This window comes from Variovorax paradoxus (assembly GCF_009755665.1).
In the GTDB taxonomy this organism is placed as follows: Bacteria; Pseudomonadota; Gammaproteobacteria; order Burkholderiales; family Burkholderiaceae_C; genus Variovorax; species Variovorax paradoxus_G.
In genome coordinates this window covers 2,070,531-2,087,050 of the sequence record NZ_CP046622.1, presented here as the reverse complement: position 1 = coordinate 2,087,050, position 16,520 = coordinate 2,070,531, and the positions used below count along the sequence as shown (strand labels likewise).

Annotated in this window: 17 protein-coding genes; 9 read left to right on the top strand and 8 right to left on the bottom strand. The window is 66.6% G+C overall.

The features are described from left to right. The first annotated feature begins 212 nt into the window (after nt 1-212). Together GOQ09_RS09770 and GOQ09_RS09765 are read left to right on the top strand one after the other, a co-directional pair. Nucleotides 213-1,364 carry an inositol-3-phosphate synthase gene (locus GOQ09_RS09770; RefSeq protein WP_242631052.1) on the top strand — a complete coding sequence of 384 codons (1,152 nt, stop codon included), beginning with the start codon at nt 213-215 and terminating at the stop codon, nt 1,362-1,364. Further along, on the top strand, nt 1,361-2,317 hold the full coding sequence (locus GOQ09_RS09765) for a glycosyl hydrolase (RefSeq protein WP_157613243.1): 957 nt from the start codon (nt 1,361-1,363) through the stop codon (nt 2,315-2,317). The genes GOQ09_RS09770 and GOQ09_RS09765 overlap by 4 nt, the downstream gene beginning before the upstream one ends. Here the strand turns inward: GOQ09_RS09765 and GOQ09_RS09760 are convergent. Both GOQ09_RS09760 and GOQ09_RS09755 read right to left on the bottom strand, forming a co-directional pair. Beyond that, nucleotides 2,236-3,288, bottom strand: a complete 1,053-nt coding sequence (locus GOQ09_RS09760) for a UDP-glucuronic acid decarboxylase family protein (RefSeq protein WP_157613242.1) — start codon at nt 3,286-3,288, stop codon at nt 2,236-2,238. The two genes, GOQ09_RS09765 and GOQ09_RS09760, sit on opposite strands and share 82 nt — an antisense overlap. A 36-nt stretch (nt 3,289-3,324) precedes the next feature. Continuing rightward, nucleotides 3,325-4,710 carry a UDP-glucose dehydrogenase family protein gene (locus GOQ09_RS09755; protein ID WP_157613241.1) on the bottom strand — a complete coding sequence of 462 codons (1,386 nt, stop codon included), beginning with the start codon at nt 4,708-4,710 and terminating at the stop codon, nt 3,325-3,327. Nucleotides 4,711-4,917: 207 nt separating this feature from the next. On the opposite strand from GOQ09_RS09755, the gene GOQ09_RS09750 reads away from it, so the two are divergent. The 4 genes from GOQ09_RS09750 to GOQ09_RS09735 all read left to right on the top strand — a co-directional run bounded on the left by GOQ09_RS09750 (nt 4,918) and on the right by GOQ09_RS09735 (nt 8,627). After that, nucleotides 4,918-5,448, top strand: a complete 531-nt coding sequence (locus tag GOQ09_RS09750) for a protein-tyrosine phosphatase family protein (protein ID WP_157613240.1) — start codon at nt 4,918-4,920, stop codon at nt 5,446-5,448. Beyond that, the gene (locus tag GOQ09_RS09745) at nt 5,448-7,208 is read left to right on the top strand and encodes a hypothetical protein (RefSeq protein ID WP_157613239.1); all 1,761 of its coding nucleotides are present in this window, start codon (nt 5,448-5,450) and stop codon (nt 7,206-7,208) included. The genes GOQ09_RS09750 and GOQ09_RS09745 overlap by 1 nt, the downstream gene beginning before the upstream one ends. 275 nt (nt 7,209-7,483) lie before the next feature. Then, nucleotides 7,484-8,350 (top strand): ZIP family metal transporter, encoded by an 867-nt coding sequence (locus tag GOQ09_RS09740; RefSeq protein ID WP_157613238.1) that lies wholly within the window; start codon nt 7,484-7,486, stop codon nt 8,348-8,350. Between the two features lie 16 nt (nt 8,351-8,366). Further along, nucleotides 8,367-8,627: a hypothetical protein gene (locus GOQ09_RS09735; RefSeq protein WP_157613237.1), complete on the top strand. Its 261-nt coding sequence runs from the start codon at nt 8,367-8,369 to the stop codon at nt 8,625-8,627. A gap of 4 nt (nt 8,628-8,631) precedes the next feature. On the opposite strand, the gene GOQ09_RS09730 is transcribed toward GOQ09_RS09735, so the two are convergent. The 3 genes from GOQ09_RS09730 to GOQ09_RS09720 are packed head-to-tail and all read right to left on the bottom strand — an operon-like array spanning nt 8,632 to nt 10,983. Next, on the bottom strand, nt 8,632-9,108 hold the full coding sequence (locus GOQ09_RS09730; RefSeq protein ID WP_157613236.1) for a DUF2269 family protein: 477 nt from the start codon (nt 9,106-9,108) through the stop codon (nt 8,632-8,634). A 10-nt stretch (nt 9,109-9,118) separates the two neighbouring features. Further along, complete coding sequence (locus tag GOQ09_RS09725) at nt 9,119-10,456, bottom strand: SDR family oxidoreductase (protein ID WP_157613235.1); 1,338 nt, start codon at nt 10,454-10,456, stop codon at nt 9,119-9,121. A 35-nt stretch (nt 10,457-10,491) separates the two neighbouring features. After that, on the bottom strand, nt 10,492-10,983 hold the full coding sequence (locus GOQ09_RS09720) for a hypothetical protein (protein WP_242631051.1): 492 nt from the start codon (nt 10,981-10,983) through the stop codon (nt 10,492-10,494). Between the two features lie 229 nt (nt 10,984-11,212). Here GOQ09_RS09720 and GOQ09_RS09715 point away from each other — a divergent pair, with 229 nt between their 5' ends. Next, a complete protein-coding gene (locus GOQ09_RS09715) occupies nt 11,213-11,437 on the top strand; it encodes a hypothetical protein (protein WP_157613233.1) in 225 nt (74 codons plus the stop codon). 30 nt (nt 11,438-11,467) lie between these two features. Here the strand turns inward: GOQ09_RS09715 and GOQ09_RS09710 are convergent, their stop codons facing one another. The 3 genes from GOQ09_RS09710 to GOQ09_RS09700 form a co-directional block, all read right to left on the bottom strand. Continuing rightward, on the bottom strand, nt 11,468-11,908 hold the full coding sequence (locus GOQ09_RS09710; protein ID WP_157613232.1) for a helix-turn-helix transcriptional regulator: 441 nt from the start codon (nt 11,906-11,908) through the stop codon (nt 11,468-11,470). 222 nt (nt 11,909-12,130) lie between these two features. After that, entirely contained in the window at nt 12,131-12,853 is a 723-nt protein-coding gene (locus GOQ09_RS09705) for a Crp/Fnr family transcriptional regulator (RefSeq protein WP_157613231.1), read from the bottom strand. 66 nt (nt 12,854-12,919) lie between these two features. Continuing rightward, nucleotides 12,920-13,855: a LysR substrate-binding domain-containing protein gene (locus tag GOQ09_RS09700; protein WP_157613230.1), complete on the bottom strand. Its 936-nt coding sequence runs from the start codon at nt 13,853-13,855 to the stop codon at nt 12,920-12,922. A gap of 136 nt (nt 13,856-13,991) precedes the next feature. Here GOQ09_RS09700 and GOQ09_RS09695 point away from each other — a divergent pair, with 136 nt between their 5' ends. Beyond that, nucleotides 13,992-14,987, top strand: coding sequence for a tripartite tricarboxylate transporter substrate binding protein (locus GOQ09_RS09695; protein ID WP_157613229.1), 996 nt, complete (start codon nt 13,992-13,994; stop codon nt 14,985-14,987). Then, complete coding sequence (locus GOQ09_RS09690; protein ID WP_157613228.1) at nt 14,987-16,510, top strand: UxaA family hydrolase; 1,524 nt, start codon at nt 14,987-14,989, stop codon at nt 16,508-16,510. Before GOQ09_RS09695 ends, GOQ09_RS09690 begins: the two co-directional genes overlap by 1 nt. The last annotated feature ends 10 nt before the right edge of the window (nt 16,511-16,520 follow it).

The window sequence follows — 16,520 nt, the reverse complement described above, 5'->3', positions numbered from 1 at the left end:
AAAAATTGCCGCCTTCATGTGCGAAGGTACTTACCTGTGTGTAGGCGCGTTGCCCTGTTACGCCACTGCAGAGTTGGGTCTGTGCATCGAGGGTGTTTCGCGTGCGCGCGAGGCTTTAAACGAGCGTAGATTGCGAAGGAACAAAGCTTCGGCTTTGTGTTCAATCACGTCCGCCCCGTGCATGCGCGGCGGCTCTCGCAAAGGTCTCCAACATGAGCAAGATACGTGTCGCAATCGTCGGAGTGGGCAACTGCGCCTCCTCACTGGTGCAGGGTGTTCATTTCTATGGCAACGCCCAGGGCACCGACTTCATTCCCGGCCTGATGCATCTCGATCTCGCGGGCTATCGCCCGTCGGACATCGAGTTCAGCGCCGCCTTCGACGTGCATGCGCAAAAGGTCGGGCGCGACCTGGGCGAAGCCATTTACGAGGCGCCCAACAACACCATCCGCTTTGCCGATGTGCCCAAGCTCGGCGTGCCGGTGCACCGCGGCCCCACGCACGACGGCATCGGTACCTACCTGAAGGAGGTGGTGCCGCTCGCGCCCGGCAAGGCGCAGAAAGTGGCGAAGATCCTGAAGGAGACCAAGACCGACGTGGTCGTCTCCTACCTGCCCGTGGGCTCCGAGAAAGCGACCGAGTGGTATGCACAGCAGGTGCTGGAGGCCGGCTGCGCCTTCGTCAACTGCGTGCCGGTGTTCATCGCCTCAAGGCCCGAGTGGGAAAGGCGCTTTGCCGAACGCGGCCTGCCGATCATCGGGGACGACATCAAGTCGCAGGTGGGCGCGACCATCGTGCATCGCATCCTCACCGACCTGTTCAGGAAGCGCGGCGTTCGGCTCGACCGCACCTACCAGCTCAACTTCGGCGGCAATACCGACTTTCTCAACATGCTCGAACGCGATCGGCTGCTGTCCAAGAAGATCTCGAAAACGCAGGCCGTGACGAGCCAGCTCGGCCACCCCATGAAGGCGAGCGACGTGCACGTGGGCCCCAGCGACCACGTGCCGTGGCTGGACGACCGCAAGTGGTGCTACATCCGCATGGAAGGCACCACCTTCGGCAACGTGCCGCTGCAGTGCGAGGTCAAGCTCGAGGTGTGGGACTCCCCCAACTCCGCAGGCGTGGTGATCGATGCGGTGCGCTGCGCCAAGCTCGCGCTCGACCGCGGCGTGGGCGGCGCGGTGCTGGCGCCTTCGAGCTATTTCATGAAGTCTCCGCCGCAGCAGTTCACCGACGACGAGGCGCGCGAGCTGGTGGAGGCGTTCATTCGCGGCGACGCCGAAGCCGCCGCCCCGCCCGAACGCAAACCCCGTGCGCATGAACATGCGCCGCGCCACACGAAGAGGAGCAAGCTCGCATGATCGAAGCCGTCAAGTTCTGGAACGAGCCCAACAACAAGTCGCACTGGGACCTCGAGCTCGACCCCGACTGGTCGGCCTACGCGCAGATGGTCAAGCTCGCATCGAGTGCCGTGCGCGCAGAGAACAGCACGCTCACTCAGGTGCTGGGCGGCATTTCACCCATCGACGCGCACTTCATGGCCGGGCTGCGCGACCGCGGCGTGCTCGACGGGCTCGACGCGGTGGCGGTGCACGGCTTTCCGCTGGACTGGAACAACTGGCAGATCCACGAATGGCCGCGCCGCATCGCCGAGATCGAGGCGGTGACGCACCTGCCGGTGTGGGTGACCGAAGTCGGCGTGTCGACCTTCGGCGCTGAAGAGGTGCAGGAGTTCGGGCTGCGCCGCACGGCGGAGCTGCTGATCGGCCGGGTGCCGCGCATCTTCTGGTATTCGCTCTACGACCTGCCCCAGGCCTGGCCGGCAACCACGCGGCACCGCGAGGCCGAGGGATCGAGCTATTACCGGCACTTTCACATGGGCCTGCTGCGCGAAGACGGAACGCCCAAGCTCGCATGCGAGCAGTTTGCGAGCTACACGCCCTCGATGGGCATTTGCCAGTGGTTCCACTTCGAAGACCACCGGCTCGATGACGCGGTGCGCTGGCTCGAGCGGCTCGGCGTGCGCCACCTGCGCACCGGGCTGAGCTGGGCCGACAGCTTCCGGCCGAACGCCGAGCGCTGGTTCGACCGCCAGATGCGCGCGCTGGAAGACTTCGACGTGACGCTCACCTTCTGCTTCACGCCCGAGCACCGCGGCATTGCGCCGCACCACACCAGCCCGCCGCAGCAACCCGAGGAGTTTGCCGAGTTCTGCGCGAGCATGGTCCGGCGCTATGCGTCGAACCGGGCGTGCACGGTGTTGCCTTTTGCGGCCGCCGGCACCACGGCACCGTCGCGCATGCCGGCGAGCTGAGCCGGCGAAAGCTCTCCGGCCGATAGCAGGCCGTCGAAGTATTCGATGGTCTTGCGCAGCCCTTCTTCGAGCTGAACGCTCGGCTGCCAGCCGAACATTTCCTTGGCAAGGCGGATGTCCGGCCGGCGCTGCATGGGGTCGTCCGAAGGCAGCGGAGCGAACGCGAGCTTGGACGATGAGCCCGTGAGACGGATGACCTGCATCGCAAGCTCGCGCACGGTGAACTCGACCGGATTGCCGATGTTCACCGGACCGGTCCCGCCGGGCGACGCGTCCATGAACCGGTTGAGCCCTTCCACCAGGTCATCGACAAAGCAGAAGCTGCGCGTCTGCAGGCCCTCGCCGTAGATGGTGATGGGGTCGCCGCGCAGCGCCTGCACGATGAAGTTGGACACCACGCGTCCGTCGCGCGGATGCATGCGCGGCCCGTAGGTGTTGAAGATGCGCGCCACGCGGATGTCCACCTGGTGCTGGCGGTGGTAGTCGAAGAACAGCGTCTCGGCGCAACGCTTGCCCTCGTCGTAGCAGCTGCGCACGCCGATCGGGTTGACCTTGCCCCAGTAGCTCTCGGGCTGCGGATGCACGTCGGGGTCGCCATACACCTCGCTGGTGGAAGCCTGCAGGATGCGCGCGCGCACGCGCTTGGCAAGGCCCAGCATGTTGATGGCGCCATGCACGCTGGTCTTGGTGGTCTGCACCGGGTCATGCTGGTAGTGCACCGGCGAGGCGGGGCATGCCAGGTTGTAGATCTGGTCTACCTCCACATACAGCGGAAAGGTGATGTCGTGGCGCATCAGCTCGAAGTGCGGGTTGCCAAGCAGGTGCTCCACGTTGCGCCGCGTGCCGGTAAAGAAGTTGTCGGCGCACAGCACGTCGTGGCCTTGCGCCAGCAGCCGCTCGCAGAGGTGGCTCCCGAGAAAGCCCGCGCCGCCCGTCACGAGAATGCGGCGTTGGGAGTTGTAGACACGCATGATCGAAGCTCCTGTTGTGTGTTGGTCTGTCTTTGTTCAGCGGCCGATGGCCAGGTAGTCGAAACCCTGCGACCGGATCTCGGGGTCGTACAGATTGCGTCCGTCGAAGATCAGCGGCTGCCTGAGCGCGGTCTTCAATGCACTGAAGCTGGGGCTCTTGAAGGCTTTCCAGTCGGTGAGGATGACCAGCGCGTCGGCGTCTTCCGCGGCCTGCATCGGGTTCTCGACGTAGCGCAGGCGCGCAATCAGCTCGGGCATGCCGTCCAGGTCGCCTGCAAGCACCCTGCGCGCCTCGGCAATGGCCACGGGGTCGTGCGCGACGACTTCGGCGCCGCGCACCAGCAGCGCCTTGATCACCAGGCGGCTCGGCGCTTCGCGCATGTCGTCGGTGTCGGGCTTGAAGGCCAGCCCCCACACGCCGAAGCGGCGGCCGCGCAAGTCTTCGCCGAAGCGGCGGACGATCTTTTCTATGAGCACCTGCTTTTGCGCGTCGTTCACAGCGCGCACCGCCTCCAGCACATGCAGGCGCTGGCCGTGCGTGGCGGCGGTGTGCACCAGCGCCTGCACGTCCTTGGGGAAACAGCTGCCACCGTACCCCAGCCCCGCATACAGAAAGCTGTAGCCGATGCGCGGATCGGAGCCTATGCCGCGGCGTACCTGCTCGATGTCGACGCCCACTTTTTCCGCAAGATTTGCAAGCTCGTTCATGAAGCTGATGCGCGTGGCGAGCATGGCGTTGGCGGCGTACTTGGTGAACTCGGCCGCCTTCACGTCCATGTGGATCATGCGGTCGCGCTGCCGGTTGAAAGGCGCATACAGGCGGGTCATCACTTCCCTGGCATGGCGCCCCGCCTCTCCGGGCTCGGTGCCCACCACGATGCGGTCGGGCCGCATGAAGTCATCGACGGCCGCACCCTCCTTGAGGAACTCGGGGTTCGACACGATGGCGACCGGGACCCCCTGCAAGCCGCTGCCCGCGGCATGGTCGCCGTTGCTGCGGCGCTCCGAAAGCTCTTCCTCGATGGCTGCGCGCAGCTTGCCGGCGGTGCCCACCGGCACGGTGGACTTCTCAACCACCACCTTGAAGCCCTGCATGTGGCGGCCGACGCTGCGGCCGGCGGCGAGCACGTATTGCAGGTCGGCACTGCCGTCTTCGCCGGGCGGCGTGCCGGCCGCGATGAAGATCAGGTCGCCGTGGTGCACGGCGCGCGCCACATCGTTGGTGAAGTGCAGCCGCCCGGTGCGCACGTTGCGTTCGATGAGCTGCGGTAGGCCTTCCTCGTGGATCGGCACGCCGCCCGATTGCAGGATTTCGACCTTGCGTTGATCGACGTCGAAGCAGACGACTTCATTGCCGATCTCCGCCAGGCAACTGCCCGTGACGAGACCTACGTAGCCGGTACCGAGGACTGAAATTTTCATGGAGAGAGAACGGATGAGTGCCGATGTTCGTGGTGGTGTAAGCGTGTTGAAAAAACCTAGCAGAAATTTTTCTGCGAAGGAACAGGACAGCACCGTGGTGCATGGTTGACTGCATTGATGAGCGCAAATAACGTGGCGTATCGAAAACATAGGCGGCGCCCTTCGGGCATGCCGGTTGCCATGGATCTTTTTCGACGACTACGAACCATGAAGACCTGGACACCCAACTTCAGCTGGATCACGCAGGAGCTTGCCGTCGGTGGCAGCTTTCCGTCGGAGCGGGCCGAAGAGCTCGCCTCCGCGCATCGCATTCGCGCGGTGGTCGACCTGCGCAACGAGGCCAAGGACGACGAGGCCGTGCTTCACCGGCACGGCATGACGCTGCTGCATTTGCCGACCGAGGACATGTGCGGCGTCGATGCCGAGCAGCTCGATGAGGGCGTGGCCTTTGCCAGCGCCGCGCTCGACCGCGGTGAACGCGTGCTCATTCATTGCGAACACGGCATCGGCCGCTCGGCCACGCTCGCGCTGTGCGTGATGGTGTTTCGCGGCGATCGCCCGCTCGATGCGCTCGAGCAGATGAAAAGCCGCAGGGCGCTGGTGTCGCCCTCCCCTGCGCAGTTCGCCTGCTGGACCGAATGGCTCGCACGCCACCGCGAACTGAACCGCGCGCCATGGGAGGTTCCGGATTTCGATGCGTTCCAGGCCATTGCATACCGCCACATGCGGATTCGCTGATGCTGGTCTATGGAGACACGACGCGGCGGGAGCCGGCCGCCCGGAAGCTGGCGCGGCTGCGCGGCCAGCTTGCAGATGCGCGGGCTTCACCGGCAGGCCTTGGTAGGCACAGCCTGCTCGTCGATGCACTCATCGAAGCGGGTGAACTGGTTCAGGGCGTTGCGGATGCGCGCTTTCGTGCGGCCGGAAAGCGAGATGCGACCTCGCCCGAAACGGATGCCGCCATGGCGCTCACCATGGCCTTTGCCAAGCTGTGCACACAGTCGTGGGAGGCAGCCTTTGCGCATGAGCTGCAGCAAGGTTCGCTGGAAGATCTTCTCGCCGCCTGCGAGGCCCGGCTTCCTTCCATCGAGCTGGAAGTGAAGCAGCCCGAAGGCTACGCGTTCTATGCGCTGTATCCGGAAGGCCACTTCGCCGCCGCCAAGCGGCTGCGGGCCGGTCCGTGGCACGTGATCGGCCTTCGCAGCATCGGCACCAGCCTGGCCGCGATGGCGGCGGTGGCACTCGATGCGCCTGCGCCGCTCACACTAAGGCCGGTCGGGCATCCCTTCGATCGCCGTGTTTCGCTGGGAGACACGCCGCTTGCAAGGCCAGCGGCGCACCACGCCATCGTCGATGAAGGGCCGGGTCTTTCGGGATCGTCCATGGCGGGTGTGATGCGGCAGCTGCGCGATGAGGGCGTGCCCGCGGACCGCGTTCATCTCTTTCCAGGCCACGCGAACGGCCCTGGGGTCCAGGCCAATGACGAAACGCGCGCGCTGTGGACGCAGGCTTCGGTGCATGTGGTCGAGTTCGACGAGCTGATCTTGCGCGCCGACCATCCCGCGCATCGGCTGCAGGGCTGGGTCGAGGCGTTGGTCGGCCCGCTTCAGGCGCCGCTCGCCGAGATCACCGGAGGCGCGTGGCGCCGCGCACATGGCCATGGCCACGGCGATGTGCCCCCGGCTCATCCGTGGCAAGAGCGGCGCAAATTCCTGGCGCACAACAGCGGCGGCGCCTGGCTGGCGAAGTTCATCGGCCTGGGCCACGCCGCGCGGCAGCGCTTCGGCTGTGCGAAGAGGCTGGCGGAGGCCGGCTTCTCCCCTTTCGTCGCGGGCCTCTGCCATGGCTTCATGGTGGAGCAATGGCATGGCGAGATGGCGCCGCTGTCGCCCACTCGCCTGCAGTGCGCGGAACTGCGGGCGCGCCTGGTCGAGCGCCTTGCCGACTACATCGCATTTCGCGCGCACAGCTTTCCCGCCGCGGAAGACAACGGCGCGTCGCTGCGGGCACTGCATGAAATGGGGTTGCACAACAGCGCCGAGGCCCTTGGCAACGGGCTGGCGGGCGCATGGGATCGATTGCAGGGGCAGGCCGAACGGCTGCAGGGCCGCGTGCACCGCGTGAAGACCGACAACCGCATGCACGCATGGGAATGGCTGGCGGACGACAGCCGCATCTTCAAGACCGATGCGGTGGACCACCACGCGGGCCATGACCTGATCGGCTGCCAGGACCCGGCGTGGGATGTCGTCGGTGCGCAGGCCGAGCTGGGGCTGACCGCCGAAGAGCTGAGCCGGCTGGTCGACGGCCTCTCGCGGCGCGGCTGCCGGATCGATGCGGAGCTGCTGGGCTTCTACACGCCGGCTTACCTGGCCTTCCAGCTCGGCCACTACCGGCTGGCGGCGCAGGATGCTCCCGAACCCGTCGAGCAAAGACGCCTCGAGGCGCAATGCGAGCGCTATACCCAGGCGCTGCGCCAGCAACTCGCAAGCAGCTGAGAAGCCACTCCAGAGCGCTTGCGAACAGAAGTCCTCAGGGCATCGGCCCGGAGGCCCCGTATGTAGTCTGCGCTGCCAGCCACACGAGAAACGTTCCTACGCGAAGCGCCCGAACCCGCCCCGAATCTGCGACTGGGTGAACACACCGACTCGACAACCATTTTTCCCGTGGGTGCGAGTTTGGCGGCGGCCATGGTGGTCGCCGCCTTTTTTGCGGGCGTATCGCTTGTTCGAAGATGACGACTCTTGATCTGCTGTTTGCGCGAGGCTCCAGGATGCGACCCGTGCGTCGAGTGCTTGGTTTCTGCATCGTCGCACTGGGGCTGGGCTTGGTGGCCTTCGAGGCGGCCGAGGCGATCTTGCGCGGCGATGCACGGGTGCGTGGCGCCTTGCTGGGCGGCAGCCTGGCGGCGCTGGCGACCGCGCTGGGCACCCTGCCGGTGGCTCTTTCGCAGCAGTTCTCGCAGCGCAGCTGCGACACCATGCTCGGCTTCGGCGCCGGCGTGATGCTTGCCGCCACTTCGTTCTCGCTTGTGATACCGGGCCTGGAGGCCGCGCAAGCCCAAGGCGCCGGGACCTGGGCCGCCGGAGGCATCGTGGGCGGGGGTGTGCTGCTCGGCGCGGCGCTGCTGCTGGCCATCGACCGCATGGTTCCGCATGAGCATTTCGTGAAGGGCCTCGAAGGGCCCAAGGCCATGAAGCTGAAGCGGGTGTGGCTCTTCGTGCTGGCCATTGCGCTGCACAACCTGCCCGAAGGCCTGGCGATCGGCGTCGCCTTCGCGGGTTCCGACCCGGTGGCGGCCACCGCGCTGGCCACGGGCATCTCTATCCAGGACGTGCCCGAAGGCATGGTCGTGGCGCTTGCGCTGCGCGGCGTGGGCTACGGGCGTTTCATGTCGGTGGGTCTTGGCGTGGCTTCAGGCCTGGTGGAACCGGCCATGGCGGTGCTGGGCGCCACGGTGGTCACGCTGACCGCCAGCCTGCTGCCCTGGGGCCTTGCATTGGCGGCGGGCGCCATGCTGTTCGTCATCAGCCACGAGATCATTCCGGAGTCGCACCGCCAGGGACACGAGGCCTTTGCAACAGGCGGCCTGATGGTCGGCTTTGTGCTGATGATGGTGCTCGACACGGCACTGGGGTAAAGAAAGGGCACGCCACATGACTGCACTGGACGTTTTGAACCTGGACGTGCTCCTTGCGCGCAGCGTGCTTCTGCGCGCCGATTACCTGCAGGCGCAAAGCCGGATCACCGAGTCGCTTGCCAAGGGGAACGGCGATCCGGGCCGGGGACCGGGCGACCGGGACTTCGAGGAGCTGGCTCTTGCGATGAGCCGCTCGCTCTCGGCCGACGCGCGCTATCTCTGCACGCTATCGTTCATGGTGCGCGGCATCATCGAGCGCGCAAAGGCCATGGCCTGACCAGTCAGGCGCCGCCGAGCGCGGGCTTGGCGATCATGAGCCAGAACAGCGCAAGAAAGAGAAAGAAGGCGGGCACGCCCAGTGCCACCCACCACTTGAAGAGACGCCAGTAGCGCGGCGGCAACGGCGTATTGCCCTCGGCCGCTTGCGCCGCCAGGTCGCGCAGCCGCATCTGCAGCCAGACGACAGGCAGCCAGCAGGCGATGGCCAGCGCGTAGCAGACCAGCGAGGCCGCGAGCCACGGTGTAGAGAGAGGCATGCCCATGCGGTGCACCAGCCACAGGCCCGTGACCGGCTGCAGCACGGCCGTCGTTGCGGTGAAGAGCCAGTCGGCACGTACCACCATGCGCGAGACGACCGCTATCGCCCGCACGTCGCCGGACAGGGTGGTGGCCAGCAGGTAGAAGGCCGAGCCGATACCGGTACCGAACAGCAGCGTCGACGAGATCACGTGTACGTACTTCAAGACAAGGTATTCCATGGTGCGGCTTTCAAGGAGGCGTTCGAGGCGGCGTGCCGCGGTGCGTGGGCGGCTCCATGGCCCAGAGCAGGCCGATGGCCGCGCACATCGGCAGGTTCTTGGAGAGCGGGCCGAAGGGATGCAGCCAGAACTCCGGCATGGCCCACGTGATGGCCGCTGTGTAGAAGGCGATCAGCGCCAACTGCAGCGGCCACAGCACGCGGCCGCGCCAAGCGGCGGGCAGCGCGAGCGTGCCGACGCCCAGGGCCAGGTCGAACACTGCGGCGCCGTCGAGCAGCAGCTCGGCCCATGCGCCGCTCGCGCCCACGCGGGCCAGCAGCGCCAGACTCTGGTCGCGCGGATAGAGCCCGATGGAGACGACGAAGGTCCAGATCCACACCAGCGCAACGGACCAGCGCAGCAGCGGCAGCATCCATTGCAGCCATGCGGCGCGGCGCAGCGCCGGCATGCCATGGGCGGGAATGAAAGCCCGGTGCGAGCGCGGCGCCCGCCCGAGCCAGCCCTCCAGGTCGGCGGCGGGCGCGGCATTGCCTTGCAGCAGCATGCCGGCGGTTTCGGCGTCCAGGAAGCTGCCCTTCCACCGCCCGGCCAGCGTCGCGCCCCACCTGAACAGGCTCTCGGGCAGCGGCAGCACCCACGCCTGGTGCGCATAGCCGAGCTGCCGGCGCAGGTCGGCCAGGTAGGTGCGCAAGCTCACCGGCTCGGGGCCCACGAAGGCGATGGTGCGGCTGCCCACGGGCCGCGCCTCCGCCAGCGCCAGTACGCCCGCCACCACGTCATGCAGGTGAACCGGCTGCAGCCATTGGCGGCCGCCGCCGGGCAGAACCAGCATCGGCATGACGGCCAGCGCGGCGAAGAGATTCGCGCTCGCACCCTCGTCGCCCCACACCAGCGAAGGCTGCACGATGGCCGACGCCACCCGGCACCGCCGCAGGTGCCTGTCTGCGGCGCCCTTGCTGCGGTAGTAGCCGCTGGCCCCGGCGGGCGTTGCGCCCAAGGCCGAGACCTGGATCACCAGCGCGACGCCCACCGCGGCGCACGCGTCGAAAAGCTGCACCGGCCCCAGGTGATGAACGGCATCGAACTCGCCGGCGCGGCGCTCGCGCAGCACGCCGGCCGCGTTGATGACGACATCACCGGGGCGCAGGTGTTCCGTCCAGAACGAAGCGAGGGGAACCTCGGCCAGGTCTGCGGAGACCCATTGCGCATGGGTCTGCGGCCAGCCGGCCTCCGCGCGTGCCTTGTCGGCGTCGCGCGCGGTGCACAGCAAGTCCGCCCCGCGGTGCGCGAAGGCTTGGGCGAATGCGCGCCCGAGAAAGCCGGATGCGCCGACGATCACTACCCTCACTGTTCGCCTTTCCCCATGCCGCGGCCAGCCGGGCCTCACCGCGTGCGCTCGCGGTTCGCCACTGCGCAGCCCAGCGCCAGGCCGACGGCAAAGCTGGCGTACACCGCTGCCATGGCGCCTTTGGACAGGTGGTGTTCGAACCCGGGAGTCAGCCGCCGGGGCGTGGCCAGGTAGTCGACCGCGCATGCGGTAGCCGCGGCGATGCCGGCGCTCCCCAGCGCAGCCGGCACCGATTGCGCAGGACGCCGGTTGGCGTGGAGCCACGCATAGAGAACCGCCCAGAAGGTGGCCGAGCCGTGGTGGATGGCATAGCCGAGCGCCGTGTGCCGCAATGACGGCGACCTGCGGAACAGGGCCTCACGGTTCCATACCCAGTGGCTGGTGGCGTTGGTGGTTGCAGCGGAACTGCCGGTCTCGTAGCGGCCGCAGATCGCCAGTGCGATGCTCGATGCCACGCTGGCGAACGCGCCCGCGATCAGGCCTGTCTTGATGGCCGATCTCGCACGGCTCCCGGTCGCCGCGTGCACGGCTGAAGAATTTGTCCTTGCAATGCTTTGCATGCCCGAATCTTTGACGCCTGGATGTTTTGCGCGAGTGCGGCACGGAGCACAAACGCGTAGGCCGGCGCCGCATTGCTGCGGCGGTGTGCGCTTTGGGCGCTTCGGGTGTTTCGCGACAGGGGCGCGCGCCGCTGTCCGACACCCCCGGCCCGTGAGCCGATGCAGCGTTGCCTCACTGCACTGAAAGGCGATCGAGATGAAGGCTCAACAAGCGAGAAGTGACGAGCGCGACAACAGGCGGGTTTTTCGGTGGGGCGTGGGCGCGGCCATCGTCGTGTTCCTGCTGGCGCTGCTCTACAACCTGCTGACGCAGACGCGGGAAGAAGGCCCGGTGAAGCCGGACACCCCGATGCAGAGTGCGCCGCAGACCACGGCTCCGTCGACTACTGCGCCGGCTGCGCCGGCGGCGCCATCGAAATAGGCGCGTACCGGGTCCGCTCCGCCGCCTGCGTCAGGAAGACGCGTTCCAGTTGAGAAGGCCCTTCTGCGTGGCCTCGCAAACCGCTTGCGTGCGCGACTTCACGGCCAGCTTGCAGTAGATGCTCTTGAGCTGGGCGCCGATGGTGTGGGCCGAACGCTTGCTCTCCTCGGCAATCTGCCGGTTGGTCTTGCCCTGGGCGATCAGCCGCAGCACGTTCAGCTCCCTGGGCGTCAGCGGTCCCTTGGATGCGATGCGTTCGGTGTGCAGCATCTTGTCCGCACCCTGTGCGTCGACAGTAGACAGCTTGGACTCCGGGTGCGCGGCAATGCCGTCGAGGATGCGGCGAGCGATCTGCGATGCCGACAGGGAGTCGCCGAGCTCGATCGACCGCATCAGAAAGGCGAGGTCTGTTGCGTTCGCCTGCGCGAAGAGGTGCCGCACAACCTCCGCAGCGGCTGTGGCGGCGCTCATCGGGCCGCCGCCGGCAACAGTGGGCTCGAGCGGCTCGTGCAAGCCGGGTTCGGGAACATGGATCTGAAGACCTTCACGTTGCAAGCTCCGCGCGCGTTGATGAAACCCGATGCTATGGAGAACACCTTTTGCGCGCACGCGCTTTCGAAGCGCCGATGTGCGTCTGTTCACATCTGGCAGAAGGAAACCGGCGCCGTATCCGCTGCGGACGGGCTCCAGGCTTCAATCGTTCGAGGATTTAGGGTCCGATGCAGCGGCCGGATGCGCGCAGCCATCGTGCCGGTCGGGCAGCGGTTCGAAGTCTGTGGCGGCAAAGTCCGAAGACACGTGCAACCCGTGCTCGTCGCGGCGCACCAGCCCGCGGTCTTCCATGTTGCGCATGGCCTTGTTGACCACCTCGCGCGAAAGCCCCGCATACGATGCGATCACCGCCTGCGTGATGCGCTTGTCGTAGCCGCCGGTGGTGGAAGGCGCCAGCTGGCTCAGTTGGTGCAGCACGCGGCCGACCAGGTCTTCGGAGGGCAGCGATGAAATCCGCCGGAGCTGACCGCGCATTGCGCTCAGGCGCTTCATGGCAAGCTCGAGCAGCTTCAATGAAATTTCCGGATGCAGCGCGCACAGCCTGCGCATCTCGGAAACCGGAATCAGGTACACCGACGAAGGAAGCGCCGCGACCAGCGACTGTGCAACCTGGTAGCGGTCTTCGCTGAAAGAAGAGCCGAAGAAGAAATCGTCCTGCCGGATGAATTCGGTGGTGACGTCGTCGCTGGTGCTGCCATGCGCCACCACGCGCAGCAGCCCGCCTGCCACGCAATAGATGCAGTCGGTCCACTCGTCGGCGGCGAGCACGGTTTCATTGCGCCGGTAGGAGCGCAGTTCGGTGGCCTGGACCAATGCCGCGCGCTCCGCCTGCGGCAGACCGGCAACCAGCGTGTGCAGATACATGCCCGGATGGTGCCCGAGTCAGCCATTCGTGCGGTACCCATAAATTGGGGATGCAGGCGCCTACCGCTACGGCCTTGCCTTGGCCGCACGCCGCAGGCATTCGATGAGCTGCTGCGTGCTGGGCGTGCGCCTTCGGCCGCGCATGGTGATGAGGCCGACGGGCGGCAGCTCGATAGGAACCTTGAGCGGCAGCACCTGCAACATGCCCTGCTGCTGGAAGTGCCGCGCCACGGAGCGCGCCATGAAGGCCACGGCATCGCGTTGCTGCAGGAAGCTGACCTGCGCCAGGAACGATGCCGACTCGACGATGTCGGCCGGCGGATGCACGCCGTCGCGAAAGAACATCTGGTCGAGCTTGACGCGCAGCGACGCCCAGGGCGGCGGCATCACACAGCGCTCCTTTGCCAGGTCGGCCCAGCTCAGCCGCCGCTTCGCCGTCAGCGCATGGCCGGGCCGTGCCACGGCTGTCATGGGCTCCGCAAGCAGGGCCTCGGTTTCAAGATCCGGCGCGGCATAGCCGGGCTCAAGCCGACCCACGAACAGGTCGAGCTCACCCAGGCGCAGTTTGGGAAGCAGCCGCGTGAGGTCGCCCTCCTCCACCAGCACGGTGGTTTGCGATGAACGCGTCTTGAGCATTTCGACCGCGCGGGCCATCAGCACCGGCATGGCCACCACCATGGCGCCCACGCTGGTGCGGCCCGCCGCACCGCTGGCCACGGCAGCGATCTCGTCGCGCGTTCGGTCGTAGTCGGCCAGCACCGAGCGTGCGAAGCGCACCACGCTCTCGCCATAAGGCGTGGGCTCGGTACCGCGCGTGGAGCGCTCGAACAACGCCAGGCCGAACATGCGCTCGATTTCGACCAGCGACTTGGAGACCGCCGGCTGCGTGACGGAAAGGAACTCGGCCGCACGCCCCAGGTGGCGGAACTGGTCGAGTGCCACCAGCATTTGCAAGTGGCGCAGCTTGAGGTTGGAACGCAGGACGCGGTCGATCTGGCTCATGGCGGGTGGTGGCGGGACTTTTCAACTACATAACCTCCAGGCTATGAAGAGAGTCCGCTATTTCATTGGATTGCAATGATTGTCTACTGAAGAATGCGCCCTGAATTCTCGAAAACAAATCGTCGGAGACAACCCCATGAGTTTCAATCGCTCCCTGCAGCGGCGCCAACTGGTGCTGGGCGGCCTTGGTGCCGCCGCTCTTGCCACGGCCGCCGGCCGCGCATTCGCAGCCGACTATCCGGACCGCCCCATCACCTTCATCTGCCCCTGGCCGGCCGGCGGCACGGCCGACCGTTCGATGCGCGCCATCTGCCAGATTGCGGCGCGAGAGCTCGGCCAGCCCATTGCGCTGGAAAACCGCGCCGGCGCTTCGGGAATGATCGGCACCAAGGCCCTGGCCTCCGCCAAGCCTGATGGCTACACCATCGGGCAGATTCCCATTTCGGTCACTCGCTTTGCGCAGATAGGCACCGTGCAGGTCGACCCGCTGAAAGACCTGAGCTACCTTGCCCGCACCTCCGGCCAGACCTTCGGCATAGCAGTGCCGGCGAATTCGCCCTTCAAGTCGCTGCGGGACATGCTGGCGCAAGCCAAGGCCAGGCCGGGCGAGATCAGCTATGCCCACGCCGGCGTGGGCGGCGCCACCCATGTGGGAATGGAGCAGTTCGCGCAGGCGGCGGGTGTCAAGTTCAACGCCATCGCCTACAAGGGCGGCTCCGCGGCGCTGCAAGATGTGCTGGGCGAACAGGTCGACATGCTGGCCGACAGCAGCTCCTGGGCCCCGCATGTGGAAAGCGCCAAGCTGCGCCTGCTTGCCACCTGGGGCGAAGCGCGCACGCCGCGCTTCAAGGACACGCCCACGCTCAAGGAGCTGGGTTTCGACGTGGTGGTGGAAGCGCCCAACGGCATCGGCGCGCCGCGCGGGTTGCCGCCCGCGGTGGAAAAGAAGCTGCGCGACGCGTTCCGCGTTGCCGTCAACAGCGATGAGTTCAAGAAGGTGGCCGACAGCATCGATGCCCCGGTGATGTACCAGGACGGCCCCGACTATCGGAAGTATGTCGAAGCCGTGTACCGCCAGGAGACCGACCTGATCCGCAGGCTCAATCTCAAGGAACTGATGGAGAAGGGTTGATGAACGACAGCCCCCTGCTCCGCCTGCACCCGAACGACAACGTACTGGTTGCCAAGACACCCATCTCCCTGGGCGAGACGATTGCCGAGTTCGGCGTGCGGGCGCGGGCGCAGGTTCCCGCGGGGCACAAGATCGCGTCGCGCGCCATTGCGGCCGGCGAGCAGGTGAAGAAGTACGACACCGTCATTGGCGTGGCGTCGCGCGACCTGGAGGCTGGCGACTACGTGCACAGCCACAACCTCACGCTGGTCGATTCGTACCGCGACCCGGGCTTTTGCCAGGACGTGCGGCCGGTGGACTACGTGCCCGAGGCGCAGCGCGCCACGTTCATGGGCTTTGTGCGCGCCGACGGCCGCGTGGGCACGCGCAACTTCATCGGCATCTTGTCGTCGGTCAACTGCTCGGCCACGGTCATCAAGCGCATTGCGGCGCACTTCACGCCCGAACGCCTGGCGGCGTTTCCCAACGTGGACGGCGTGGCCGCGTTTGCGCAGACCAGCGGCTGCGGCATGTCTTCGCCGAGCGAGCATTTCGACGTGCTGCGCCGCACCCTTGCCGGCTACGCGCGCCACCCCAACCTGGCCGGCGTGCTGATCGTGGGCCTTGGCTGCGAGCGCAACCAGGTCGATGCGCTGGTCGACTCGCAGGGGCTCCAACAGGGCCGCCTCATGCGCACGATGGTGATGCAGGAAGTGGGCGGCACGCGCCAGACCATCGAAGCGGGTATTCGCGCCATCGAGGAAATGCTGCCGGAGGCCAACGCGGCGCAACGCACCCGAGTGGGGGCCAACCACCTGAAGATCGGCCTGGAGTGCGGCGGGTCGGACGGCTTCTCGGGCATCACGGCCAACCCGGCATTGGGCGCGGCCATGGATGTGCTGGTGCGCCATGGCGGCACCGCCATCCTCTCTGAAACGCCCGAGATTCATGGCGTCGAATTCATGCTCACGCGCCGCGCCGCAACGCCCGAGGTCGGCCAGAAGCTGCTCGACCGGCTGGCCTGGTGGGAGCGCTACGCGGCCGGCCAGAACGCGCAGTTCAACGGCGTGGTCGGGCACGGCAACCAGGCCGGGGGGCTGGCGAACATCTTCGAGAAATCCCTCGGCTCGGCCATGAAGGGCGGGACCACGCCGCTGCAGGCGGTGTACGAATATGCGGAGCCCATCGACAAGACCGGCTTCGTCTTCATGGATTCACCGGGCTACGACCCTGTAGCCGTGACCGGGCAGATTGCCAGCGGCGCACAGCTGATCTGCTTCACCACCGGACGCGGCTCGATGTTCGGCAGCAAGCCGGCACCGACAATCAAGCTGGCCAGCAACACGCCGATGTTCAAGCGCCTGCAAGAAGACATGGACATCAACTGCGGCGTGGTGATCGATGGTGAGCTTTCGGTGCCCGAGCTGGGGCAGCAGATCTTCGAGCAGATATTGCGCCACGCCTCCGGCGAACGCACGCGCAGTGAAGTGCTGGGCCTGGGCGACCATGAATTCGTACCGTGGCACCTTGGCATCGTGAGCTGAACTTCTATTT

What these genes read in the sequence shown, in the direction of transcription:
- GOQ09_RS09770 (WP_242631052.1), top strand. Translation starts at nt 213, where the DNA reads ATGAGCAAGATACGTGTCGCAATCGTCGGAGTGGGCAACTGCGCCTCC.
- GOQ09_RS09765 (WP_157613243.1), top strand. Translation starts at nt 1,361, where the DNA reads ATGATCGAAGCCGTCAAGTTCTGGAACGAGCCCAACAACAAGTCGCAC.
- GOQ09_RS09760 (WP_157613242.1), bottom strand. Translation starts at nt 3,288, where the DNA reads ATGCGTGTCTACAACTCCCAACGCCGCATTCTCGTGACGGGCGGCGCG.
- GOQ09_RS09755 (WP_157613241.1), bottom strand. Translation starts at nt 4,710, where the DNA reads ATGAAAATTTCAGTCCTCGGTACCGGCTACGTAGGTCTCGTCACGGGC.
- GOQ09_RS09750 (WP_157613240.1), top strand. Translation starts at nt 4,918, where the DNA reads ATGAAGACCTGGACACCCAACTTCAGCTGGATCACGCAGGAGCTTGCC.
- GOQ09_RS09745 (WP_157613239.1), top strand. Translation starts at nt 5,448, where the DNA reads ATGCTGGTCTATGGAGACACGACGCGGCGGGAGCCGGCCGCCCGGAAG.
- GOQ09_RS09740 (WP_157613238.1), top strand. Translation starts at nt 7,484, where the DNA reads ATGCGACCCGTGCGTCGAGTGCTTGGTTTCTGCATCGTCGCACTGGGG.
- GOQ09_RS09735 (WP_157613237.1), top strand. Translation starts at nt 8,367, where the DNA reads ATGACTGCACTGGACGTTTTGAACCTGGACGTGCTCCTTGCGCGCAGC.
- GOQ09_RS09730 (WP_157613236.1), bottom strand. Translation starts at nt 9,108, where the DNA reads ATGGAATACCTTGTCTTGAAGTACGTACACGTGATCTCGTCGACGCTG.
- GOQ09_RS09715 (WP_157613233.1), top strand. Translation starts at nt 11,213, where the DNA reads ATGAAGGCTCAACAAGCGAGAAGTGACGAGCGCGACAACAGGCGGGTT.
- GOQ09_RS09710 (WP_157613232.1), bottom strand. Translation starts at nt 11,908, where the DNA reads ATGAGCGCCGCCACAGCCGCTGCGGAGGTTGTGCGGCACCTCTTCGCG.
- GOQ09_RS09705 (WP_157613231.1), bottom strand. Translation starts at nt 12,853, where the DNA reads ATGTATCTGCACACGCTGGTTGCCGGTCTGCCGCAGGCGGAGCGCGCG.
- GOQ09_RS09700 (WP_157613230.1), bottom strand. Translation starts at nt 13,855, where the DNA reads ATGAGCCAGATCGACCGCGTCCTGCGTTCCAACCTCAAGCTGCGCCAC.
- GOQ09_RS09695 (WP_157613229.1), top strand. Translation starts at nt 13,992, where the DNA reads ATGAGTTTCAATCGCTCCCTGCAGCGGCGCCAACTGGTGCTGGGCGGC.
- GOQ09_RS09690 (WP_157613228.1), top strand. Translation starts at nt 14,987, where the DNA reads ATGAACGACAGCCCCCTGCTCCGCCTGCACCCGAACGACAACGTACTG.